Raw genomic sequence first — 23519 nt, 5'->3', positions numbered from 1 at the left:
GTGCAATATTAAAATACAGAATTATTTCAAGCAGGTGACTCATCAGTCGGTAATGCATTGATGCTGAGTGCGTGTATGCGATGAGGCATCAAATCTTGCAAGCATTCATAGACCATGCGATGGCGCATTATCTGTGATTTTCCTGAAAATAGCGAGCTTTTTACCGTGATAGTGAAATGCCCGCCACCCGTGTTTCCCGCGTGTCCTTTGTGCAGTGCGCTGTCATCCTGGATGTCCAGTTGTGCCGGCTGTAGCGCTTGCAGGCGCTGGATGATTTCTGCCCGTAGCATTCTATGGCAATGTCTTGCGGAAAGGGTTCACGGAAACTTTGCCATAGATACCTGCATGCACAAATGGATCATTATTTGCCCAGTCAGTGGCGGCTTGCAATGAATCGAATTCGGCCACGATCAGGCTACCGCTGTAACCGGCTTCACCAGGGTCGACGGCATCAATTGCTGGCAGGGGGCCAGCCAGCAATAAACGGCCTTCGCTTTGTAATTGCTGGAGGCGTTCCAGGTGGGCTGGCCGGTGTTGCAGGCGCAATGGCAGGCTGCCCGCCGTGTCTTGTGCATAAATCATATATAACATGGTGTGTTCCGTGGTTCAGGCAGAAGGGGTTTGCTGTTCAATCCAGTAATCCTTTAGCAGCACGACCTGGGCAATGATAAATACGAACATCAGGCTGGTGGTGCCGAATAGCTTGAAATTGACCCAGGTATTTTCGTCAAAGTGGAAAGCTACATACAGGTTTAAAATTCCCAGGCCGGCCAGAAAGGCAATCCAGCACAGGTTCAGTTTGTCCCAGATGCCGGCAGGCGGCGCCATGACTTTGCCCAGCATGCGCTCAATCAGGTTGTGCTGGAAAGCATAGCGGCTGAATAGCAATGCCAGGGCACCTATCCAGTAAATCACGGTCGGCTTCCACATGATATAGGTTTTATCGTGCAGTAATAAGGTGATGCCGCCCAATACGGTAATCACGGCACCGTTGATCATCAGCATTTTGTCGATTTTGCCGCGTTTGATCCAGAGCAATAACATCAGTACTAGTGTGCTGATGATGGCCGTGGCCGTGGCGACAAAAATCCCGGCTTTCTTATAGGCAATAAAAAAGAGGATAACGGGTAGTAAATCGGTGATGACTTGCATGTGTGGCTCAGGTAACTGAATTCCTGCTATCTGTGAGGGCACTATTTTGCTATGATTTCTGTCAAAATGTAAAGTTCGCTTGCTGAGCAGGTCGGGCGAGCCATCTCTTTCCAATCATTGCGTTATCCTTTATTTATCATGTCAGTGCCCATAGATTTACATTGCCACTCCACCATGTCAGATGGCTTGCTCTCCCCCGAGGAGCTGGTGGCGTATGCTGCACGGCAGGGCGTGCGTGTGCTGGCATTGACGGATCATGATGAGGTCAGTGGTCTGGCCCGCGCCCGTGCTGCGGCTGAACAGCATGGGATACATTTCATTGATGGCGTTGAAATTTCGGTGACCTGGAAAAATCGCACGCTGCACATTGTGGGTTTGCGTGTGGATCCGCGGTATCCGCCTTTACTGGAAGCCTTTGCCAAAGTGCGTGAAGGGCGTGACTTGCGTGCCAGGCAGATTGCCGAAGGGCTGGCCAGGGCCGGTATTGCCGGTGCTTATGAGGGGGCCAGGGAATTGGCCGGCAATAGCGTCATGACGCGTAGCCATTTTGCCCAGTTTATGGTGAAAAACGGCCATGCCAAAAATGTTAAATCTGTATTCAAGAAATACCTGGTCAAGGGCAAGCCTGGCTATGTGAATCATGAATGGATGAGCCTGGAAGAGGCATTGACCTTGATTAAGGACAGTGGCGGTATTGCCGTGCTGGCCCACCCGGGGCGCTATGATCTGGGTTCCGTGAATATGCTGTTATTGCTGAATGAGTTCAGGGATAGGGGCGGTGTGGCACTGGAAGTGGTGACCGGTAGTCACCAGCCGCCACAATATGCCCAGTTTGCCAAATTGGCGCATCAATTTGACCTCAAGGCTTCGCAGGGATCGGATTACCATGGCCCTGGCATGTCGTATATGGAAATGGGCCGCCTGCCGGACTTGCCTGCCGATTGTGTGCCTGTATGGCAGGGTTGGCCTGAAATCAACCAATTACAGTAATCAGCGATGGCGCAATACTTCAGCATTCACGCGGAAAACCCGCAGACCCGGTTAATCCAGCAGGCAGTACAATTATTACAGCAGGGCGGTGTGATCGCCTGCCCGACAGATTCCAGCTATGCGCTGGTGTGCTCCATGGCATTCAAGGATGCGCAAACCCGTATCCGGCGACTGCGCGGAGTAGACGATAATCATCCGTTTACCCTGCTTTGCCGCGATCTGGCTGAAATCAGCACCTATGCCAAAGTCAATAACAGCCAGTTCCGGTTGCTGAAAGCCATGACGCCTGGCGCCTACACATTCTTGCTGGAAGCCAGCCGTGAAGTGCCGCGCCGTTTGCAGCATCCCAAACGTAGTACGATAGGATTGCGTGTGCCCAGGCACATCGTGACGCAGACTTTACTGGAGGCTCTTAATACGCCTTTATTAAGCATGACACTGCAATTGCCCGGCCAGGAAGTACCGATGTCAATCGGCTGGGAAATTCGCGAAACGCTGGAACATCAGCTCGATGCCGTGATTGATAGTGATATTGTGCATGTGGGTGCCACCACTGTGCTGGACCTAACGCAGGATCCGCCTGAGTTGGTGCGTGCCGGTGTGGCACCATGGCCGTTATTGCTGGCCTGAAAATTAATGAACTGGAATTTAGAAGTCAGATGGAATTAACCACAATACAAAAAATGGCCGCATACGCTTTGCCCATCCTGTTTGCGATTACGGTGCATGAAGCGGCACATGGCTACGCCGCCAAATATTTCGGTGATTTGACCGCCGAGCGCATGGGCCGGATTACCCTGAACCCCTTCAAGCATATTGACCCTATAGGCACCGTGCTATTGCCGGCTTTGAGTGTCATGCTGGGTGGTATATTGTTTGGTTGGGCCAAGCCGGTACCGGTCAATTTTGCTAATTTGCGCCGCCCCAAACAAGATATGCTATGGGTGGCGCTGGCGGGGCCGGCATCCAATTTTGTCATGGCATTGTGCTGGGGATTAATCCTCGCGCGGGTGCAGGTATTCCCGCTGTCAGCACAGGATTTCCTCGCACAGATGAGCGTTGCCGGTATCCAGATCAACCTGGTACTACTGGTGCTGAATCTGTTTCCCCTGCCGCCGCTGGATGGTGGCAGGATTGCGGTGAGTTTGCTGCCTATGCAGGCAGCGATTGCCTTTTCGCGCATTGAGCGTTATGGCATGTTCATTTTAATTGCGCTGTTGTTTACCGGCATACTCGGCGCTATTTTGTCGCCCGTATTGCGGTTTTTCCAGCATTTGCTGGCGACATTGGTGATGTAAAGATTATTTGAAAGGCATTCAGGCCACTTTACGTGACCTGCAGCGTACTGAGTTACTGAAGTAAATTACTTTAGTGTTTTATCACACCCAGTGTCAGCTTGGACGGCACATGCTCGTGGTCAGCCTTGACTGTTACAGGTGCAACAATTTCTACCCGTTCCGGACTGACGTTTGCCTCCTGTAGTGCTTTTGCAATAGCTTGCGCACGGGTTTTCGCCAGGGTTTGCAAGTCTGCCTCAGAGACCTGGATGCTGGTCGTCAATGCTTCCTGTGCCTGTTCATAAAAACCTGCCGGCGCTTTTTCCAGCTTGGCTGCCAGGCGCTTGAGCAGCCCTTTGTTGGTTAAACGGTCATGCAGTGCCTGGATGGCAGACTGTACTTTTGGGTTGTTGAGGTCTATTGGTCCGGCTGCCTGGCCCGATTCGGGGCGGGCACCCATTTCTTCTGCCACTTGTGCCCGCAAGGTCAGTTCCTGGATGGCGCGCGTATCTGCGGCTGTGTCATAGCCAGGCACAATGCCCAGTTTTAATTGCTGGCGCTTGCCCAGTGCCGTACTGACCGCATGCAGTTTCTCCAGTTCTGGCGGGGCAATGGCGGATTTGCCCGGGTCAAACACAATGGCTTCCAGTTTTTCACTGCTGCCAAACAGTTTGCCCAGTGCGCTGAACGGTGCCGTGACAATCTTGGTCATGACATTGGTAAAGGCTTTCCACAAAATGCTGCCATAGCTGAATTTCGGGTCATCCAGGCTACCGCTGATGGGTAAGTCGAGATCAATCACGCCATCGCTGTCTTCCATAATGGCAATTGCAAGATCCAGTGGCAGGTTGGCGGCATCCTTGCTGTCCACTTTTTCACCCAGTGTGAGTTTCTGGATGACGAATTTATTTTCGCCAGCCAGTTTGCGCTGTTTTATTTTGTATTCCAGGTCCACGGAGAGCTTGCCCGATTCAATTTTGCGCCCGGCAAACTTGCCGGAATAAGGTGTCAGGCGATTCATTTCCAGGTTGGTAAATGCCAGCTTGATATCGGTAAATTCGGTCGTTTTGAACGGTTGCAGTGCACCACGGATGCGCGCAGACCCGTAGTCATCCACCTTGCCATCCAATTCCACTTGCGCGGTGGCTGCCGGGTTGCTGGAGATGCCATTGATCACGCCACCCAGTGAGTGAATATGGGTGCCAAAGGGCTGTGGCAGCGAAAGGTCGGCAAACTCCAGTTCAGCGTCATTGATACGTACGGTATCAATCGCGACAGGGAAATCCGAGCTGTTTGTGTCGGTGGCTGCCGCTGTATTGGTATCAGTGCTACTGGTTGCTGTGGCCACCGGTGTGGAGGCAGATGTTTCCGTGCCGGCAGTATTCTCGGCGGGCTTGTTGCTACGCAACACCTTGGTAATGTTCAGGCTGCGATCCGGGTGGATGATGAACTTGGTTTGCGGCTTGGTCAGTGTCAAGGTATTGAGTTGCAGGCGGTTCGGGGCCAGGGATAGTGCCAAACCGTCACCCTGTAATTTTTCCCAGCGCATGAACGGCTCCTGGCTGGATTCTTCCACCAGCGACAAGCGACTGACGCTGAATCCGCCATCAAAGGTGGTACTGCCTTTGGCCGTTTGCTGCAATTTTCCCTGGGTACTGGCGCTGCCATCCTGCAGGTTAAGCATCGCGACTTGCTGGATATAGGGCGCAAACGGTTTAAGCGACAGGTCCACCAGTGATAGCTGCATGCTGGTGGCGAACGGTGCCGGTGATAACTTGCCCTGGGCGTTGAATTGGCCGCCCTGTTTGACTTTGAAGCCGGCCTTGACCGGTAGTGGGCGAGCCATGTTCTGGCTCAGGCCTGCGACTTCAACCCGGCCCTCTGTGACATCCAGTTGCATTGGCGTAGCAGTCGTCTGGTCTTCAATGTGGATGTCTGCATGTTGCAAGGCAAAGCGCTTCAGGCCAAATTCCCAGGCTGGTCTTTTTGCTGCCGCCGGACTGGCTGCTGTGCGTGTTTCCTCTTTGTGCTGGCCAGAAGAGGGCGGGGTGTTCTTGCTATTGGCAGGACTCAGCATGGCTTGCCAGTTCAGGCGCTGGTCTGCCTGCCTGATCACGCTGGTTTTCAGTCCGGATAGCTGTATGGTGCCCAGGCTGGCTTTCTGGGTATCCAGGACGACACTACCGTCAGTCAACGCCAGGCTCGCCAATTGTGCGACCGGTTTTTTATCCGATTGTACAGTCAGTTTATTGGCATCAACCTGTATATTACTGAGTTGCAGGCCTGCCTGCTGATCCAGCGCCAGGTGAAGGTTGAAGTCGGCAACAGAGGCCTGCAGTGGTTTGGCGAACTGCTGGTCAAGATAGGCCAGTTGCCAGTGCGACAGTGCAATTTCCCCGATGGTGACGTGGAAAGGGCTACTTTCTTTTTCTGCTGCAGCCGGCGGCGCAGTCGCAGTGGTATCAGCCGTGTTGCTGTCAGCCTGGGGGGCAGGGGTTGCAAAGACCTGTTGCCAGTCCAGGAGGCCATTGGCCTGGCTGGTGGCCGACAGTTGGCCATCGGCTAATGCAATTTTACTGATACTGGCCTGCCGTTCGGCCAGGTCCAGGCCGACTTGCTCAACGGTTAGCTGCGGCAACTGAAACAGCGTGCGTTGCTGATGGTGCAGTTGTAACTGGTTGAGTTGTACATTCAGCGCGTCAAAGGCGACTTGCACAGTTTCCTTGGTACTGAAATTGACCCTGGGTAAGGACAGGCTGGCAGATGCGAGAGAGAAATCAGCCTGCGGTTTCTGTAATTTGAGTTGATCAAGGTTCAGCGTAATGGCTTGCGTGGTCACCACGGTATGCGGTTGTTGTTCCAGCACGAGTTGCTTGATTAGCAACTCCAGTTGATTGAGTGCCAGGTGGTCGCCTTGTGCTAATTTTCCTCCCACTGCATTGAGTGCCAATCTGGCATCTGCCAGCAATAGTTTGGGCTGCTGGTTGGGCAGCGAGAAATCATATTTGAACTGGCTGGAAAACGTGCCACTTTCTGCCTGGAAAGGCAGAGACTGGGCATTGACCCATTGCATCACTTTGGCAATCTGCAGGCCTTCAATGGCCAGTGAGCCTTTGGATGCCAGCGGGTTGACGCCGAAATCCCCTTTCCATTTCAAGGTACCGCCCTGGTAAGGCAGCTTGGCCGCAATTAAGTAGTCGCCACGGTCTTGGGGCAGGGTGGAGAACCCATCCAACTCAAAGTCCAGCGGTTTTAACGAAGCCTGTAACGGTGTGGGATGATGGTCATCTTTATATTCGATATCGCCTTGGCGGATATCGATATTGTCAACAATCACACGCGGTAAGTCCGGGCTGGGCGGGGAAGGGTCCTCGTTCAGTTTGGCAATGAAGTCTGCCCAGTTCAGCTTTCCCTGTTTTGAGACATGCACATTGACCTGTGGCGCGGTCAATGCCACTTGTTTCAGCTTCCAGGCCCAGTGGAGCAGCCCGCTGAATTCCAGGTCCACTACCAGTTTGTCAAATGAGGCCAAGGGGGCGCCGCTTTTCTCCGTCAGGGCAAAATGATCAATGGTGGCGGTGAGTTGGAACGGGTCAAAGACTACTTTTTCAACACTGGCTTTACTGGCCAGCCTGGTTTCCGCCACCCATGGCAGCAGCCATTTTGCCAGCGGATTTACTGCCAGCCAGGCGAACAGGAAGTAAAAAACAATTAGGCCGGCAATGATCCTGGCAAGCAGGGATTGGCGCAGCGCTATCAGCAGGGAAGTGAGACGATTCGGCATAGGTCGTAATTTAGCAGATTTATTTCCTCAGGTGCCAGAGGCTGGTGCAAATCAGGCGCGAACGACAGGGTGAAAAAGGGTGGAAGGTGACATCTTCAACCGTTTTCATGTATGCTTAAAACCAATTTAGTTACACAGGATGCTGTTTTCAGCAGTACGTATGGCTTCTGAGCCGGAAAAGTTGTCACATAAACCCTCTTTACTAGAACGATTAAGTCATTTTCTTCTGCGCGAGCCGGAAGATCGCGAGCAACTGGTTGAATTGCTGCATGGGGCTTATGAAAACCACCTGATGGATGGTGACTCGCTCGCCATGATTGAGGGTGTCCTGCAAGTCAGTGAAATGCAGGTCAGGGATGTCATGATCCCGCGTTCGCAAATGGATGTGATTGACATTGCACAACCACCCGAAAACCTCCTGCCGTTTGTCATTGAAACCGCCCACTCCCGCTTCCCGGTCATTGAAGATAATAAAAACGACGTTATCGGTATTTTGCTGGCCAAGGATTTATTGCGCTATTACGCCAATCAGTCGTTTGAACTGCGCGACATGCTGCGTCCGGCGGTATTTGTGCCTGAATCCAAACGCCTGAATGTATTGCTGAAGGAGTTCCGTAGCAATCGTAACCACATCGCCATTGTGGTGGATGAGTATGGCGGTGTGGCCGGCATGGTGACCATTGAAGACGTGCTTGAGCAGATTGTTGGCGATATCGAAGATGAATATGACGAGGATGAGGACGGCAGCAATATTATTCAGCAGGACGCGCGTAAATACCGCGTCAAGGCCTTGACGGAAATCGCCGAGTTTAATGAAGCAATCGGCACTGAATTCAGCGATGAGGAGTTTTCAACGTTTGGTGGGCTGGTGGTGAACCACTTCGGTCATTTGCCCAAGCGCGGTGAACATATCCGTATCGATAACCTGAGTGTGACCGTGGTGCATGCGGACAGCCGGCGCGTACACGTGTTAATGGTGGAGAAGTTACCGGAAGAGGCTTATCCGATCGAATCGGTTTAGTGTTTAGCCGATATGCAAAAAAGGGCGCAGGCGCGCCCTTTTTTATTGCTTGAATCCTGGGTTATTTTTTCAGGCTATCACGAATTTCGCGCAGCAATACAATATCTTCCGGGGCTACTTCTGGCGGTGGTGGTTCAGCAGATTTCAGGCTGTTCATGAATTTGACCATCTGGAAAATAATAAATGCCAGGATAATGAAGTTGAGGACGATGGTCACAAAGTTGCCGTAGGCGAGCACGGCACCGAGTTTTTTGGCTTCTACCAGTGCCAGGTCAGGCGATTGACCATTCAGCGGGATATACATATTGCTGAAATCAAATCCGCCAAATACTTTGCCTACGATGGGCATAATGACGTCATTGACCAGGGAATCCACGATTTTGCCAAATGCGCCGCCGATGATCACACCTACTGCCAGATCCATGACGTTGCCTTTGAGCGCGAATTGCTTAAATTCAGACATGACACTCATAACTTCTCACTCCATTGATTGTTATTAATAGCAAGATTGCATGAACGACTATAGGCGCTGATTTGCCTGCTTGTCAATTACCCGCTGCCCGCTGTTTGGCAACAGGGCTATGTTATATTGCCATTCTCAAAATCAAGAGACGCATACATGCAGTTGTTTCACACTTTGCGCGAATTGCGCAACTTCCTCGATCATCAGGCACAGAAACGGATCGGGTTTGTACCCACCATGGGCAATTTGCATGCGGGGCATTGCCACTTGGTCAGCGTCGCCAGAAGCCGGGTAGATATTGTGGTGGTGAGCATTTTTGTGAATCCGTTGCAATTTGGGGTCAATGAGGACTTTGGCAAGTATCCACGCACCTTGCAGGCCGACTGTGAGCAGTTACAGGCAGTAGGGGCAGATGTGGTGTTTGCGCCTGCAGTCGAGGAGATGTACCCGGATTTTGACGGGCAGGACTTGCAGCAGCAGGTGATTGTGCAGCCACCGTCCCTGGCGAATGACTTATGTGGTGCCAGCCGCCCGGGGCATTTTGCCGGGGTGGCCACCGTGGTGACCAAGTTGTTTCATATGGTGAAACCGCAACTGGCAGTATTTGGCAAAAAAGATTACCAGCAGCTGATGGTTATTCAGTCTTTGGCGCGGCAGCTTAATTTCGATATTGAAATCATTGGTGCAGAAACCATGCGTGAAACCTCCGGCCTGGCCATGAGTTCACGTAACGGCTATTTGACGGCAGCCCAGAAAACGCAGGCAGCCCAGTTATATGCCCAGTTACAGCAAGTCTGCCATGCACTAAACAATGGCCGGCGGGATTACCAGGCTGTATGTGCGGAAGCGAGCACGGCGCTGGCACAAAAGGGCTGGCTGGTAGATTACGTTGAAATCCGAACACAGGAGAGTTTGCAAGCGCCATCTGCCAGTCAAAAGCAACTCGTGGTGCTGGCAGCCGCCAGGCTCGGCAGTACGCGATTGATTGATAATTGCGAGGTCAGCCTGTAGGCATGGGGCAGATGGTATGAAATTTATTTTGCGCTAAGCTATTGATAACTTTATAATTACAAGCTTTTCCGCACTGGCGGAAATCTGGATGAAGGGACGCAATGCATAGAACCATGTTGAAATCAAAGCTGCATCGGGTGCGTGTAACACATAGCGAGCTGCATTATGAAGGTAGCTGTGCGATCGATAAAGCCTTGCTGGAAGCTGCCAATATTCATGAATATGAGCAAATTCAGATTTACAACGTCAACAATGGTCAGCGTTTCACGACCTACGCCATTTGTGCCGAGCGTGGCTCAGGCGTGATTTCTGTCAATGGTGCCGCAGCACACAGGGCGGATCCTGACGACCTGGTGATTATTGCCAGTTATTCACAGTACAGTGAAGCTGAACTGGCTCACTATCATCCTCAACTGGTATATGTCGATGCGCAAAACCGTATCGTCGAACAGAAAACCCATATTCCGGTACAAGCTGCCTGAATCAATTGAATCTGCCCATGGAACCTATCGATAAATTGTCACTGGAAGACATGAAACTGGCCGTCGTAGACGCGCTGGAAGATATTAAAGCGTTTGATATTACGGTGATGGATGTACACCAGATGACCTCCGTCACCAGCTACATGATTGTCGCCAGCGGTAACTCTACCCGCCAGTGCAAGGCCATTGCCGACAATGTACGCGAGAAGCTCAAGGAAAAAGGGGCTGATACGCGTGGTATAGAAGGCGAAAAAGACGGTGAGTGGGTGCTGGTGGACCTGGGCGAAATCGTCGTCCATGTCATGGTGCCTGCCACCCGTGCCTATTACAACCTTGAGCAGTTGTGGAGCGAATCCCAATCGCGCCGCGCTGCTGCTTCTGCTGCTTAATCCTTTCAGAATTTCATGAAGTTGAATGTCATCTCAGTCGGGCACAAAATGCCTGACTGGGTGGAGTCTGCCTGCGCAGAATATTTAAAGCGCATGCCGCGCGAGTTGGAAACCCGCATTATTGAAATCAAACCGGATAAGCGCGCAGCCGGTAAAAACAGCGAAGTGGTGCAAGAAGCGGAAGCCAAACGCATTCTGGAAGTGGCTGGCAAGGATTACCTGGTCGCGCTGGATGAACGTGGGCAAACCGTGACGACTTTGCAATTGGCCGAGAAAATGAAAGGCTGGCAGGAAATGGGCAGAGATGTGTCGTTAGTGATTGGTGGCGCGGATGGCTTGCATCCACAACTGAAAATACAGGCACAATGGCTGTTCAGCCTGTCCAAACTGACCATGCCGCATGGCATGGTGCGTGTCATGCTGGCCGAGCAGCTTTACCGGGCGCATACGGTTCTAAGCGGCCATCCTTATCACCGGGAATAACCATGTCTGATGCCCTGGTCTGGCTACGTCGCGATCTGCGCGATGATGACCATGCTGCGCTTTATCATGCCTTGAAACGGCACACGCAAGTCTATGTCGCCTTCGTTTTTGATACCGATATTCTAGATGGGCTAAAAGATAAACAGGATCGCCGGATCGAGTTTATCTGGGAAAGTGTACGTGAGCTCAAACAGTCCCTGCAATCCCAGGGTGGTGATTTGATGGTGCTTCACGGGCAGGCACAGCAGGAAATTCCTGCACTGGCGCAAAAGCTGAATGTGACCGCCGTGTATGTCAATAAGGATTATGAGCCGGTTGCCATTGCAAGGGATGAGGCTGTTGGTAACGCATTGGTTGCTATGGGTAAAACCTTGCAGTTGTTTAAAGACCAGGTGATTTTTGAACAGGATGAGATCGTCACGCAAACGGGCAAGCCATATAGTGTATTTACACCCTATAAAAACGCACACCTGGCCAAGTTGAATGCGTTTTATCTTGAAGCTTACCCTGTAAAAAAGTATCTCCGGGCGCTTGCTAAAATTAATCCCGAGCCCATGCTGGAATTGGAGATGCTAGGGTTTTATCGTACAAATCTGCATGCATTAAGACTCCCTACCGGAATGGCCGGGGCACAGAAGTTATTGACTGATTTTCTTGACCGTATTGATGATTACCAGGAAGCGCGCAATTACCCGGCGGTCAAGGGCGTTTCGTACCTGTCGGTACATTTGCGCTTTGGCACCATTTCCATCCGCCAGCTGGCACATGCGGCCTGGCAACTTGCACTGGCTGGCAATGCAGGTGCAGCTACCTGGCTCAGTGAATTAATCTGGCGTGATTTTTATTTCCAGGTCTGCTACCACCGGCCAGATTTGCAACTGGAAAGACAGGCATACCGGCTGGAATATAATGCCTTGCCTTTTTCCAATGATACCGGCTGGTTTGAAGCCTGGTGTGAGGGTCGCACCGGATTTCCCATCGTCGATGCAGCCATGCGCCAGCTGAATCAAACCGGTTACATGCATAACCGCTTGCGCATGGTGGTTGCCAGCTTCCTGACCAAGGATTTATTGATAGACTGGCGTTGGGGTGAGCAATATTTCGCTGAAAAACTGCTTGATTTCGACTTTGCGGCCAACAATGGTGGCTGGCAGTGGGCCGCTTCTACCGGCTGTGATGCGCAACCTTATTTCAGGATATTCAATCCGCAATCCCAGTCTGAGAAATTTGATCCGCAAGGCAAGTTTATTCGCAAATATGTTCCGGAGCTGGCTGCACTGGATGCGAAAAGGATCCATGCGCCGTGGGCGGTTGCAAGCAAGCGGAATTCGGTTGTGGCTTCGCCAGCGCTGGCTTATCCTGTACCGCTGGTGGAGCATGCGATACAGCGGGAACAGGCGTTGGTGCTATACAAAAATAATGTGAAGCAATGATGACATTTGATGTAGAATGAGGTCGTTTTACTTTATGATTGGTTGATTGTCGATGTAGCTGATTTTATTGGCTGTGGCGCTTCAGTTTTTAGGGCTGTGCGTCGTAATTACTGATTGTGAAGAGTTGGCAGAGGATACGGTTTTGACTGTTTGACGGGGCACCTAATTAAGTGCGCTTGATTTAGCATCTAAACATAAGACGAATATGAAAAAACTAAAAGCTGTTGTATTGATTGCTGTACTGTGCGGTCTTTCAGGGTGTGCAACTACCAATAGGGACCCATTGGAAGGCATCAACCGGGGAATATACAAGTTTAATGATGTGGCAGACAAATATGCCATGAAGCCGGTCGCCAAAGCCTACAAGGCTGTTGCGCCTGAGCCCGTGCGTACTGGCATCAGTAACTTTTTCAGCAATCTGGGCACGCTCACCACGATTGTCAATGATTTGTTGCAATTGAAATTTGCCCAGGCATTTACCGATGCAGGACGTTTCGTGATTAATAGCACATTTGGTATTGCCGGTTTTATTGATGTGGCTGGCAAAGACAATATTGCAAAACATAACGAAGATTTCGGCCAGACACTGGGGTATTGGGGCGTGGGCTCTGGTGCATACCTGGTATTGCCTATCCTGGGACCAAGCACGGTGCGAGATGTGACCGGCCTGGCATTCGATACCGTCACGTCTGACCCGGTGACGTACCTGCATAATACCGGCCAGATTCGCGCGCACAATCAGGTGCGTTTGGTGCAGTTGCTGGATAGGCGCACTCAGTTGCTGGATGCGAAGGATCTTGTGGATGACGCTTCCATCGACCCTTACGCTTTTATGCGTGATGCTTATTTGCAACGTCGCGCCAGCCTGATACAGGACGGGCTGGTACCAGCCGAACTGCTGCAGGATGATTTCGAACCGGAAGATGAAGAGCCAGCCACGGATTCCATGTCGCCAGAGCCAGCCTCTTCTGCAATTGAAGCCACCACCCTGCAGTCGGCTGCGCTGATTGAAGAGCCGGCCGAGGCCATTGTGGCAGAAGAAATTCAACAACCTGTTGCAGAAGATGTTTCTGCAACAACGATTGAACAACAAGCTGCGCCAGAACTCACTGCCGATGTCACAGAAAACACAACACTGGCCCCGCAGGAAGAGTTGCCACCATTGCTTGAGCAATCACTTGAGCAGTCGCAGGTTGAACAGCAACCGGCAGAAATGCCAGTGGTGCTGGAGAGCGATGCTGTTCCTGCGGACGTAGTTGCAGGCGTAGATGATCGCTTGCTGACACAGGAACTCCCGGCAATTCCACAGTAATATTGTCGCTGGAATGAAAAAAGGCTTTGCAATTGCAAAGCCTTTTTTCATGTAGATATTCCCGCTTGTTCAGCCAGCTGAGGCGACTGTCATGCGGTCTACCAGGATGGAGCCGGTCAGCCTGGAACTGTGGGGAATCCTGTCGTTGCCAATGGCGGTAATGCCTTTGAGCATGTCTTTCATATTGCTGGCAATGGTGATTTCTTCCACTGGATGCACAATCACGCCTTTTTCCACCCAGTAGCCCGCAGCGCCCCTGGAGTAGTCGCCCGTCACCATATTCATGCCATGCCCCAGTAACTCTGTGATCAGTAAACCGGTATCCAGCGTTTGCAGTAGCTGTTCCAGTGACTGGCCGCTAGAGCGAACCAGGATGTTGTGCGCGCCACCAGCATTGCCGGTCGATTGCATGCCTAGTTTGCGCGCAGAATAACTACCCAGCAAATAACCTTGCAGCACGCCATTTTCTACCAGCGTGCGGGATTGGCAAGCCACACCTTCGCTGTCAAAAGCGCTGCTCGCGGCGCCTTTCAATACAAAGGGATCTTCCTCTATATGCAGTACCGGGCTGGCAACAACCTGCCCCAGGCTATCCAGCAAGAAGGAGGATTTCCGGTAAAGGTTGCCGCCCGAAATGGCACTTATCAGTGTACCGATTAAACCGCTGGCCAAGGGTGCTTCAAACAAGACTGGATACTGCCCGGTTTTGATCGGGCGGGCGCCCAGGCGTTTTGCCGTGCGTGAGCCAGCGATATGGCCAACCTGTTCCGGTGAAGCGAGGTCCTGCGCATCCCGTGCGCTGCTGTACCAGTAATCGCGCTGCATCTGGTTACCGGCTTCTGCAATCACCGAGCAACTAATGCTATGGCGTGAGCTGGGGTAACCGCCAATAAAGCCGTGACTGTTGGCATAGGCAAACGCACCGCTCTGGCTGTAAATGCTGGCGCCTTCACTATTGCTGATGCGTGCATCCGTTGATAATGCTGCGGCTTCGCACCGCTTGGCTAACTCCAGGGCTGCATCGACCTCTATATGCCAGGGATGATGCAGGGATAAATCGGGGAATTCCGTCGCCATGCGTTCCGCATCTGCCAGGCCGCAGAAAGGGTCTTGCGCAGTGTATTTGGCAATATTACAGGCAGCCTCAACCGTATCTTTCAGTGCCTGTAAACTTAAATCAGATGTGCTGGCATAGCCTTTTCTCTGGCCAAAATACACCGTGACTGAACAGCCTTTGTCACGGTTGTATTCTATGTTTTCAGTTTCACCCTGGCGCACTGATACATTCTGGCCCGTGCCAAAGCTGACTTCGGTTTCCGCACTGCTGGCGCCAGCCTGGCTGGCTAGTTGAATGATATCTTGTGCGATTTGTTTGAGTTGTTCCAGATGCATGCTAGTGGCGCTTGTTTCTTCGAATGGCGGTTAAAACTGTTATCATACCTGATTTGGCAAAGATTGCTTTTACCATGACAGCAGAACAGTTTGATGATTCCCCTCCCAGTAAAACCAGATTGAAAGCAGAGGCGGATGCCGCGCAGGAAATTGGTCGTCAACTGGTGGATCTGCCTAAAGACAAACTGAAGAAATTACCACTGGAAGAAGCCTTGCTGGATGCAATTGCAGAAGCCAAGCGGATTACTTCCAACGGAGCCATCCGTCGCCAGATGCAGTATATCGGTCGACTGATGCGTGATATTGACCTGGCGCCGATTGTCGAGCAATTACAAAAATGGGAAGGCAAGCATCAGGAAGAAAATGCCCGTTTTCATCACATGGAACGCTGGCGTACCCGGTTGCTGGAAGATGCCAGGGTGCTCGAATTATTTATTGCAGAATTCCCACGCACGGACGTACAGCAGATGCGCACTTTAATCCGCAATGCGCAAAAAGAGGCAGCAGCAAATAAACCGCCGAAAAGCAGCCGTGAACTATTTAAAATGATCCGTGAAGTAATGGAGCAGACCGCTGGCGTTGGATCGGATGAGGATGCCGAATAGCCATTTGTTGGAAAATAAAAACAGCAATTTCAAAGAGGCTTTAAGAAAGCCCTGCCATCAGGAGGAAAACATGCAGCAAGGGATTGATATGGAATTTGACTTGACCGGCTTGGATAGTCCCGTCCCAATGTTAAAAACCAAAGAGGTGATTGATGGGCTGTTGCCCGGGCAAACGGCGATGGTGAGGACGACTTCTGTTGGTAGTGAACAAAATATCCGCAACCTGATTAACAATCATCCCGCAACACTACTTTTCTTTAAAAAGGAAGACGGCATACTCCACTTCCTGATTAAGAAGGACGCCGTGCTTGCTGGGCAGTAGTTCTGTTATTTGAGTGATTAATATGATTGCGATGGCTATCCGCCACCGCAATCAAAGGTCAGGCATCTGGTTTCTGCGGCGGCAACAGGAGCTCTGATTTCTTTGGGGGCAACAGGAATTTTCCCGGATGGCGATAGAGAGAAGTCAGCAACTCCAGCACAAATGCTTTCCAGTGCCGGTAGCGGACCTGCCTGGATTTCATGGCAACGTAAATGGCCAGGCCAAAACTGGTCAGTAGGTTGACTGTCGCCACGAGTACAATGCCCAGTACCGCAGTGCCGACCAGGTAGTAACTCAACTGAAAATCCAGCGCCGAGAATGCGTAGCCTGAAAAAGCGGCGACAAACGTGACATGGCGGATATCCAGCGGCAACCCCAGCATTATTCCCAGGCCGGAAGCAAACCCCAGCAGGCAGCCGAAATAGAAATTGCCGGCCAGGGCCCCGAGGTTGTGACGGATGTATTCTGATATCCTCAGCAGGCGCTCTTTACCCAGCCAGCGCTGCAGGCGCGGCAGGTTGGCAATACGCTCGGGGATACGGTTATAGGCAGCAAGGTTGTCGTGGTAACCGGCAATGAGCCCGGCCAGGAACAGGCAGACACCGGCGATGGCAGCATACAGCACACTCAGGCTGATAAGCGGGTTGTTGGTATCGAGCAGCATGTGCGCCTTGGCTTCGGTAATAAAATGGTGGCCACTGTATTGCACGGCCAGCCAGTCGATCAGGATGGCAACTGGAATCACCACAATCACGTTACCCAGGATAGCAATGGTCTGGCTGCTGATGGTCTGCGCCACAATATTGACCAGGTTCTGGATGTTTTTGCTGTCATGCCCGCCATCATCAATGGTGGCGGCTATCGTGGCAGCGGTCATGGCTGGCTGCTTGGTGGCGACAGTAAAATGCAATAAATGGATCAGCACAAATCCCAACCCATAGTTAAGGCTGAACAAAATGGCCTCGGTCAGGGGTGGTAAATGATAGCCGGCCACAATGATCTTGAACATGGCCATCAGGGCGATAATGATGCCGGCACCCATGGCCGAACGCATCAGTTTAAAGTATTCCTGCCGGTGTTGTGCAATGTAGTGTTCACCGGTATGGCTGGCATTTTCTGTCACGCGTAATGCCAGTAATTCCGTGTTATGGCGCCAGTATTCGGATAAGTTGTTTTTCTTGCATTCGGCGTAGACCAGTTGCTTGAACAGGCGCGTAATGGCATCGCTGACATCGTGCTCAAGCAACAGCCCATGCAGAATATCGACCACCAGTTGCATGCGGTGAATTTGCTGCAGCATCCGCTGCATCAACGCGGTCAGTGCAATGCTGGTCCCCGTCTTGGCGTTAGCTTTGCGGATTTCATGGGTAAGGTGCTCGCAGCGCCTCAGCACATCGTAAATATGCTGGATATCATCCGCTGTCGTTTCCGTCAGCGTGAGGAAGGACTGGATCTCAATATTCTGCGTAATAAACGGTGAATCATTATTTTCCAGGTCCTCGTGCTGCAAAATCAACTCAGGATCCAGGCCCGAGGCGGATAAGCGAAAAGAGAGCACTTGCAGCGCATCTTTGAGGGCCTGAATGCAATGGGCCTGTTGTGCAGGGTCGCCCTGTGCCATCGCCAGCGTGTGAATGAAATCACGCCAGACAGTATTGGGGACTGCCGTTACCCAGTTGGCATCGCTGTTTTGGTGGAATATCTGGCCAAACACATCTTTCAGGTAGCGCGGGTCCGGTACATCTGGCAGCAGGGTGTGGGAAATACGCCGGTATATCTCCGTGAAAAAACCGAGATCAGACTGGATACCATGGTCTGAATAGAGTGAAATTACATTCTTTTCGGTCAGCAAACGCAGCAGGCTGTTGCGCAACAAAAATGCAAATTGCGGATGCTGCTGGAGTAAAAAACACAGGGCCTGTATGGCCTTGCTGGCATTATCGATATCCGAGGCGTTGTGTGGGCGGATGTCATCTAATAACGCACGTAAGAACTGGATATCGTTGATTTGACCAGCAGCCTCCTGGGCTGCCTGGTGCTCGAACGTGGATTGGAACATATAAAGCACTTTCTGTTCTATTTTTTGTGTTGTCAGCAAAGCATAACATCAAGGCTGAACATTAAAGAGAGAATTGCAGGGATAATGGTTCCCCCGCACGCTCCAGTTGCAGGGTGACGGTCTGCCCCTTGAATTTGCTGACCAGGCTGGACAAGGTTGCCGCATCTTCCACTTTTTCCTGCTTAATGGCCAGTAGCTGGTCGCCGCGTAATATGCCGTTTTTTTCGGCAACCGAACCATGAATGACCGCAATGACCCGTACACCGGCACTTGGTGCTGATGGGCTATCTTTTTGCGCCGTGTCGCGAGGCACCAGTTTAATCACATGAACGCCTAATACCGGCGGAGGCAGCTTGGCCCAGAACGTCGCATAATAGCGATAGGTCGATCCGTTCGTATGGCTGCTTTTTTCCGGCGGCGACTGGCCGTCCTCCTCTGTTTTCTTGACATACACCAGAATGGTGTCTGCCTGAATCGCCCGTCCGTGGGCAACGGCCTGTGTCGGCGGGATGTCGCCAGCCTCGAATCCGCTGAACCCCATCAGGTCATAACCATCTTCCAGCATCTGGATATTGTCGGTATCCGGGCGCTTGCCGGAAAAGAGCTGGGGTTCAGGATGCGCTTGCAACGAATGCAATTGACTTGGGCTCTGCGCTTGATAGTGTGTGGCATATGGGTTATCTTCCGCTTGCGTGACCGGTGAGCTGGCCAGCAGAAACAGGCTCAGGCCAAGTGGTGGCGTAATCTGACGCATGAAATTGCATAAGGCTTTCATCGCATTCTCCATAATAATGGCGGGTGGTAATGTTATGATGTACCAGTACACTCACGCAGACCAGATTAACACAAATCAAATTAGTACAGACCTAAAGTTATGCAAGCACAACTCACGCGCATCGGGCTGGTTTCTATCAGCGATCGCGCTTCACAAGGTATTTATGAGGACAAGGGTATTCCTGCGTTGTCTTCCTGGCTTGAGAGCACCCTGACTTCCCCTTTTGAACTGGTTACGCGGTTGATTGCCGATGAGCAGGCAACCATTGTGCAGACCTTGAGGCAATTGGTGGATGACGAAGCCTGTCATCTGGTATTGACCACTGGCGGTACTGGCCCGGCGCTCCGGGATGTGACGCCCGAGGCCACGCTGGCGGTTGCCGACCGTGAAATGCCCGGGTTCGGTGAGCAAATGCGGCAAATCAGCCTGCGCTTTGTGCCCACTGCGATTTTGTCCCGCCAGGTTGCCGTGGTCCGTAAGCAATGCCTGATTATCAACTTGCCTGGACAGCCCAAATCCATCCAGGAAACCCTGGAAGGGTTGAGGGATGAGGAAGGGAATGTGATCGTGCCAGGCATTTTTGCGGCAGTGCCGTATTGCCTGGATTTGCTGGCAACGGTAAATCAGCCTATGCCTTATATGGAAACAGACGAGCAGGTGGTCAAGGCGTTCCGGCCCAAGTCTGCCAAACGTCCTTGAGTCAAGATTATATGGATGCCCGAAAAACTGTTGTGCTGATTTTTATTGTATGTGCTGCCATACTGACCTATCTGCTGCTGATGGAAATGCCGTCAGCGAATGAGGGGCCTGTTTACAAAGATAAAATACAGCATATTGTCGCCTTTGCCGGACTGACTTTCTGGGGTCTGCTGGCTTTCCCGGCACAACGCCTGGTCATTATGGCAGGCATCGCCTTGTTCGGTGCATCAATGGAAGTGTTGCAAGGTATATTGACCGTTACCCGGCAGCCCAGCATGTATGACTGGTTTGCCGACCTGGTCGGGATTGCGCTGGCCTGGTTGGTCGTGCCACTGTGGCTGGGCTGGTGGAAAAAGCGCCGTGGCTGAATTTGACCTGATTGCCAAATACTTTACCCGGCCTGTAACCGCAGATTTGGGGGTAGGGGATGATGCCGCATTGATTCGTGTGCGCCCCGGTTACCAACTGGCGGTATCCGCCGATATGTCAGTGTCCGGCACCCATTTTTTTACTGATACTGATCCTTACCTGATTGGATGGAAAGCTATGGCGGTCAACGTCAGTGATATGGCTGCCATGGGCGCTGAGCCGCGGTGGGCCACCTTATCGGTTGCCTTGCCCGAAGTGGATGAAGACTGGTTAAGTGGTTTTAGCCAGGGATTATTTGCCTGCGCTGATAGGTATGGTGTTTCACTGATTGGTGGGGATACGACGCGCGGGCCATTAAATATCGCCATCAATATCATGGGTGAAGTGCCCGCAGGCGAAGCTCTCAGGCGCAATGGTGCACAAACCGGTGACGATATCTGGGTCAGCGGCAAGCTGGGACAGGCGGCTTTATGGCTGCAGCACCGGATGGGCAGGCTTGATTTGCATGCGGAGGAGGTAGCAAAACTGGCAACTGTCATGCATCAGCCACAACCGCGGGTGGCGCTGGGGCTGGCATTGCGAGGAATCGCCCATGCCGCGCTGGATGTTTCCGATGGCTTGCTGGCAGATCTGAGCCATATCCTCACAGCGTCAGGCAAAGGCGCACAGCTGGATTGGGGCTTATTTCCGCTGCCTGAATTACCGTTTTCCCAGGTGGCGCGCTCAACCATGCAGCAGGCCGTATTGGCGGGCGGGGATGATTATGAGCTATGTTTTACCGCTCCGCAGCTGCGAAGAGATGAAATACTGCAGCTGGCGCAAACACTGGATGTTCCGTTAACCCGCATCGGTGGAATCACCGCAGTGCCCGGGCTGACCGTGCTGGATGGCGCAACAAGGATTGAACTGTCACACAAAGGATATAACCATTTTGACTAATACCCGCGCGTCATATCCCGGGCCGGATGCGGCATTACTTGTTTCACATCCCTTACATTTTCTCAGTCTGGGACTGGGTAGCGGCTTGTCGCCCAAAGCGCCGGGCACCGCGGGCACCTTGCTTGGGTTCCCGCTATTCTGGATGTTGATGGATTTGCCACCCTGGCAGCAGGGATTGAGCCTGTTGCTGCTGTTTATGCTGGGCGTCTGGTGTTGCGGATTTACCGGGCGGGCACTGGGGGTGAGCGATCACGGCGCGATTGTCTGGGATGAAATTGTGGCCATGGCAGGTGTATTAATCACCGTCCCTTCTACCTGGGGCTGGGGTGTTGCTGCTTTCGCCCTGTTCCGGCTATTCGATATCTGGAAGCCTTTTCCTATCCGCTGGGCTGACCGCCATATCAAAGGCGGCCTCGGTGTCATGCTGGACGATGTGCTGGCAGCCATCATGGCCATTGTTGTCTTGCAACTGTTCCAGTGGTGGATATAGTGCAAACGCTTGAGCAGCTCAGTGTCGCGCTAGGGTTGGCTTTACAAGCCAGGGACTGGCAACTGGCATTGGCTGAATCCTGCACTGGCGGCATGGTGTCGCAGGCGGTGACGGCCATTGCGGGCAGCTCGGCATGGTTCGACCGTGGGTTTGTGACCTATAGCAATGCGGCCAAGGAGGCCATGCTTGGCGTACCGGCAACGTTGATCACTGAACATGGTGCAGTCAGTGAGCCAGTAGCGCAGGCAATGGCAGCCGGCGCATTGCAGCATAGCCTGGCGCAACTCAGTGGCGCAATTACAGGCATCGCCGGACCGGGTGGCGGCTCATTGCAAAAGCCGGTGGGGATGGTGTGTTTTGCGTGGGCAGCACGTGAGCGTGCGGATGAACCAATGCAGGTGCTGGTGAAAACGCAATATTTTGCAGGAAATCGGGCTGATATCCGGGAGCAGGCCGCCAGCTATTTGCTGGCAGGCTTGCTGAAGCTGGCTAATACACCCGGCTAAACATTAACGGCGATGATGTCCGTGACCCCAGCCGCCAGGGCCGTGGCCATAACCATAACTGCGATAGCCATTGCCGTATGAGAACTGGATAAAACCCGGTGCCGGAGGGGCATAAGCAACCGGGGGAACACCGTAATAACTGCTTTGCGGATGCCTGTAAATGACTACAGGTGGGGGTGCGTAATACACCGGTGGTGGCGCATAATAAACAGGCGGCGGGGCGTAAGGGTTGCCAACGGCAACGCCAACCGACCAGTGGGTGTCCGCATGGGCTGAAAATACTGCGAGGCTGCTCAATGCCATGCCTAAAATAGTTTGTGCGACTCTCATAACTGCTCCTCTCAATGGGAAACTATACGCGCTTCCTGAATCCTTAACGCATCGTCCCTTGAGAGGTTGACAATTCGCTGCATGAAAACGTTCGAATGCCATTTCACTGATGGTCGATTTATGAAATAATTAGCAGTTATTTATCTGATTAAATAGCGCTTGACCCGAGCGCGCTTTTTCCCCTACAGACAAAAGGCCCCCAGCATGGATGACAATAAAAGCAAGGCACTCGCCGCAGCACTTTCTCAAATTGAAAAGCAATTTGGCAAAGGCTCGATTATGCGCATGGGCGATGCTGATATCGGTGAAGATCTACAGGTCGTTTCGACCGGTTCACTTGGCCTGGATATTGCGCTTGGCGTAGGCGGATTGCCTCGTGGCCGCATCATCGAGATTTACGGCCCCGAATCTTCCGGTAAAACCACGCTGACCCTGTCCGTCATTGCAGAAATGCAGAAACTGGGAGGCACGGCGGCTTTTATTGATGCCGAACATGCGTTGGATCCGCAATATGCCGCCAAGCTGGGTGTCAACGTGCCGGATTTATTAATCTCCCAGCCGGATACTGGCGAGCAGGCGCTGGAAATTGCCGATATGCTGGTGCGTTCCGGCTCAGTGGATATCGTGGTAGTTGACTCGGTGGCGGCGCTGACGCCACGTGCGGAAATCGAAGGCGAGATGGGCGATAGCCACATGGGCCTGCAGGCGCGCCTGATGTCGCAGGCATTGCGTAAACTGACCGGTAATATCAAGCGTACCAATACGCTGGTGATTTTCATTAACCAGATCCGCATGAAAATTGGTGTCATGTTTGGCAACCCGGAAACGACCACTGGCGGTAACGCGCTCAAATTCTACTCTTCCGTACGACTGGATATCCGCCGCACCGGTGCGATTAAAAAAGGGGATGAAGTTACGGGTTCAGAAACCAGGGTCAAGGTCATCAAGAACAAGGTGGCGCCTCCGTTCAAGCAAGCCGAGTTCGACATCATGTATGGCGAAGGGATTTCCCGTCTGGGCGAAGTAATTGAACTGGGCACCAACCTCAAACTGGTTGAAAAATCCGGTGCCTGGTATAGCTACAATGGCGAAAAAATCGGCCAGGGCAAGGAAAATGCCAAGGAATTCCTGCGCGAGAATCCGGCAATTGCGGCGGAAATTGAAACCAGGATTCGCGAAAACTCCAATATCCTGGCGGATAGCATGGCAGCTGCCAGAGGCGAGGACGACTAAGCC

General features: G+C 52.3%; 27 protein-coding genes. 18 read left to right on the top strand and 9 right to left on the bottom strand.

The features are described from left to right. Positions 1 to 26: 26 nt before the first annotated feature. The 3 genes from BLP53_RS02875 to BLP53_RS02865 are packed head-to-tail and all read right to left on the bottom strand — an operon-like array spanning position 27 to position 1152. Positions 27 to 290: a BolA family protein gene (locus BLP53_RS02875; RefSeq protein ID WP_091469581.1), complete on the bottom strand. Its 264-nt coding sequence runs from the start codon at positions 288 to 290 to the stop codon at positions 27 to 29. A 1-nt stretch (position 291) separates the two neighbouring features. Then, positions 292 to 591, bottom strand: a complete 300-nt coding sequence (locus BLP53_RS02870) for a YciI family protein (protein ID WP_091469578.1) — start codon at positions 589 to 591, stop codon at positions 292 to 294. Positions 592 to 606: 15 nt separating this feature from the next. Then, positions 607 to 1152, bottom strand: coding sequence for a septation protein A (locus BLP53_RS02865; RefSeq protein WP_091469574.1), 546 nt, complete (start codon positions 1150 to 1152; stop codon positions 607 to 609). A gap of 138 nt (positions 1153 to 1290) precedes the next feature. Between BLP53_RS02865 and BLP53_RS02860 the strand changes: the two genes are divergently transcribed. From BLP53_RS02860 to BLP53_RS02850, 3 genes are read left to right on the top strand one after another with little or no spacing between them, the layout of a single operon-like run. Next, entirely contained in the window at positions 1291 to 2142 is an 852-nt protein-coding gene (locus BLP53_RS02860; protein WP_091469571.1) for a 3',5'-nucleoside bisphosphate phosphatase, read from the top strand. Positions 2143 to 2148: 6 nt separating this feature from the next. Continuing rightward, a complete protein-coding gene (locus BLP53_RS02855) occupies positions 2149 to 2772 on the top strand; it encodes an L-threonylcarbamoyladenylate synthase (RefSeq protein WP_091469567.1) in 624 nt (207 codons plus the stop codon). 29 nt (positions 2773 to 2801) lie between these two features. Continuing rightward, positions 2802 to 3440 (top strand): site-2 protease family protein, encoded by a 639-nt coding sequence (locus BLP53_RS02850; protein ID WP_091470431.1) that lies wholly within the window; start codon positions 2802 to 2804, stop codon positions 3438 to 3440. A gap of 70 nt (positions 3441 to 3510) precedes the next feature. Here BLP53_RS02850 and BLP53_RS02845 read toward each other — a convergent pair whose 3' ends face one another. After that, complete coding sequence (locus BLP53_RS02845; protein ID WP_091469562.1) at positions 3511 to 7203, bottom strand: DUF748 domain-containing protein; 3693 nt, start codon at positions 7201 to 7203, stop codon at positions 3511 to 3513. Between the two features lie 160 nt (positions 7204 to 7363). Here BLP53_RS02845 and BLP53_RS02840 point away from each other — a divergent pair, with 160 nt between their 5' ends. Beyond that, positions 7364 to 8224 (top strand): CorC family transporter, encoded by an 861-nt coding sequence (locus BLP53_RS02840; RefSeq protein ID WP_091470429.1) that lies wholly within the window; start codon positions 7364 to 7366, stop codon positions 8222 to 8224. 61 nt (positions 8225 to 8285) lie between these two features. Here BLP53_RS02840 and mscL read toward each other — a convergent pair whose 3' ends face one another. Beyond that, entirely contained in the window at positions 8286 to 8696 is a 411-nt protein-coding gene (mscL, locus tag BLP53_RS02835; RefSeq protein ID WP_091469558.1) for a large conductance mechanosensitive channel protein MscL, read from the bottom strand. A gap of 147 nt (positions 8697 to 8843) precedes the next feature. Here mscL and panC point away from each other — a divergent pair, with 147 nt between their 5' ends. The 6 genes from panC to BLP53_RS02805 all read left to right on the top strand — a co-directional run bounded on the left by panC (position 8844) and on the right by BLP53_RS02805 (position 13797). Further along, on the top strand, positions 8844 to 9698 hold the full coding sequence (gene panC / locus BLP53_RS02830) for a pantoate--beta-alanine ligase (protein ID WP_091469555.1): 855 nt from the start codon (positions 8844 to 8846) through the stop codon (positions 9696 to 9698). Between the two features lie 101 nt (positions 9699 to 9799). After that, positions 9800 to 10180 (top strand): aspartate 1-decarboxylase, encoded by a 381-nt coding sequence (gene panD / locus BLP53_RS02825; RefSeq protein WP_091469552.1) that lies wholly within the window; start codon positions 9800 to 9802, stop codon positions 10178 to 10180. A gap of 17 nt (positions 10181 to 10197) precedes the next feature. Continuing rightward, the gene (gene rsfS, locus BLP53_RS02820) at positions 10198 to 10569 is read left to right on the top strand and encodes a ribosome silencing factor (RefSeq protein WP_091469548.1); all 372 of its coding nucleotides are present in this window, start codon (positions 10198 to 10200) and stop codon (positions 10567 to 10569) included. 15 nt (positions 10570 to 10584) lie between these two features. Beyond that, a complete protein-coding gene (rlmH, locus tag BLP53_RS02815) occupies positions 10585 to 11052 on the top strand; it encodes a 23S rRNA (pseudouridine(1915)-N(3))-methyltransferase RlmH (RefSeq protein WP_091469544.1) in 468 nt (155 codons plus the stop codon). Between the two features lie 2 nt (positions 11053 to 11054). Beyond that, positions 11055 to 12485, top strand: a complete 1431-nt coding sequence (locus BLP53_RS02810) for a cryptochrome/photolyase family protein (protein WP_091469540.1) — start codon at positions 11055 to 11057, stop codon at positions 12483 to 12485. Positions 12486 to 12690: 205 nt separating this feature from the next. Beyond that, complete coding sequence (locus tag BLP53_RS02805; RefSeq protein WP_091469537.1) at positions 12691 to 13797, top strand: MlaA family lipoprotein; 1107 nt, start codon at positions 12691 to 12693, stop codon at positions 13795 to 13797. A gap of 69 nt (positions 13798 to 13866) precedes the next feature. On the opposite strand, the gene pmbA is transcribed toward BLP53_RS02805, so the two are convergent. Next, complete coding sequence (gene pmbA, locus BLP53_RS02800) at positions 13867 to 15189, bottom strand: metalloprotease PmbA (protein ID WP_091469535.1); 1323 nt, start codon at positions 15187 to 15189, stop codon at positions 13867 to 13869. A gap of 74 nt (positions 15190 to 15263) precedes the next feature. On the opposite strand from pmbA, the gene yjgA reads away from it, so the two are divergent. Beyond that, positions 15264 to 15794 carry a ribosome biogenesis factor YjgA gene (gene yjgA, locus BLP53_RS02795; protein ID WP_091470427.1) on the top strand — a complete coding sequence of 177 codons (531 nt, stop codon included), beginning with the start codon at positions 15264 to 15266 and terminating at the stop codon, positions 15792 to 15794. Further along, a complete protein-coding gene (locus BLP53_RS02790) occupies positions 15784 to 16116 on the top strand; it encodes a sulfurtransferase TusA family protein (RefSeq protein ID WP_245652595.1) in 333 nt (110 codons plus the stop codon). The genes yjgA and BLP53_RS02790 overlap by 11 nt, the downstream gene beginning before the upstream one ends. Positions 16117 to 16174: 58 nt before the next feature. Here the strand turns inward: BLP53_RS02790 and BLP53_RS02785 are convergent, their stop codons facing one another. Together BLP53_RS02785 and BLP53_RS02780 are read right to left on the bottom strand one after the other, a co-directional pair. Then, positions 16175 to 18175: a site-specific recombinase gene (locus BLP53_RS02785; RefSeq protein ID WP_091469531.1), complete on the bottom strand. Its 2001-nt coding sequence runs from the start codon at positions 18173 to 18175 to the stop codon at positions 16175 to 16177. Positions 18176 to 18236: 61 nt separating this feature from the next. Beyond that, positions 18237 to 18950, bottom strand: coding sequence for a PDZ domain-containing protein (locus BLP53_RS02780; RefSeq protein WP_245652593.1), 714 nt, complete (start codon positions 18948 to 18950; stop codon positions 18237 to 18239). A gap of 99 nt (positions 18951 to 19049) precedes the next feature. On the opposite strand from BLP53_RS02780, the gene mog reads away from it, so the two are divergent. The 5 genes from mog to BLP53_RS02755 are packed head-to-tail and all read left to right on the top strand — an operon-like array spanning position 19050 to position 21953. Then, positions 19050 to 19649 (top strand): molybdopterin adenylyltransferase, encoded by a 600-nt coding sequence (mog, locus tag BLP53_RS02775; protein WP_091469527.1) that lies wholly within the window; start codon positions 19050 to 19052, stop codon positions 19647 to 19649. 11 nt (positions 19650 to 19660) lie between these two features. Then, positions 19661 to 20017, top strand: a complete 357-nt coding sequence (locus BLP53_RS02770) for a VanZ family protein (RefSeq protein ID WP_091469523.1) — start codon at positions 19661 to 19663, stop codon at positions 20015 to 20017. Beyond that, positions 20010 to 20957 carry a thiamine-phosphate kinase gene (gene thiL / locus BLP53_RS02765; RefSeq protein WP_091469520.1) on the top strand — a complete coding sequence of 316 codons (948 nt, stop codon included), beginning with the start codon at positions 20010 to 20012 and terminating at the stop codon, positions 20955 to 20957. Before BLP53_RS02770 ends, thiL begins: the two co-directional genes overlap by 8 nt. Beyond that, entirely contained in the window at positions 20941 to 21447 is a 507-nt protein-coding gene (locus tag BLP53_RS02760) for a phosphatidylglycerophosphatase A family protein (RefSeq protein WP_425412891.1), read from the top strand. The genes thiL and BLP53_RS02760 overlap by 17 nt, the downstream gene beginning before the upstream one ends. Further along, positions 21447 to 21953: a CinA family protein gene (locus BLP53_RS02755; RefSeq protein ID WP_091470418.1), complete on the top strand. Its 507-nt coding sequence runs from the start codon at positions 21447 to 21449 to the stop codon at positions 21951 to 21953. Before BLP53_RS02760 ends, BLP53_RS02755 begins: the two co-directional genes overlap by 1 nt. 3 nt (positions 21954 to 21956) lie before the next feature. On the opposite strand, the gene BLP53_RS02750 is transcribed toward BLP53_RS02755, so the two are convergent. After that, positions 21957 to 22283, bottom strand: coding sequence for a hypothetical protein (locus BLP53_RS02750; protein ID WP_091469513.1), 327 nt, complete (start codon positions 22281 to 22283; stop codon positions 21957 to 21959). Between the two features lie 204 nt (positions 22284 to 22487). Here BLP53_RS02750 and recA point away from each other — a divergent pair, with 204 nt between their 5' ends. Continuing rightward, positions 22488 to 23516, top strand: coding sequence for a recombinase RecA (gene recA / locus BLP53_RS02745; protein ID WP_091469509.1), 1029 nt, complete (start codon positions 22488 to 22490; stop codon positions 23514 to 23516). Positions 23517 to 23519: the final 3 nt, after the last annotated feature.

The sequence above is a fragment of the Methylophilus rhizosphaerae genome, assembly GCF_900100975.1.
Classification (GTDB): Bacteria; Pseudomonadota; Gammaproteobacteria; order Burkholderiales; family Methylophilaceae; genus Methylophilus; species Methylophilus rhizosphaerae.
This window is presented reverse-complemented; position numbering and strand designations above follow the sequence as displayed.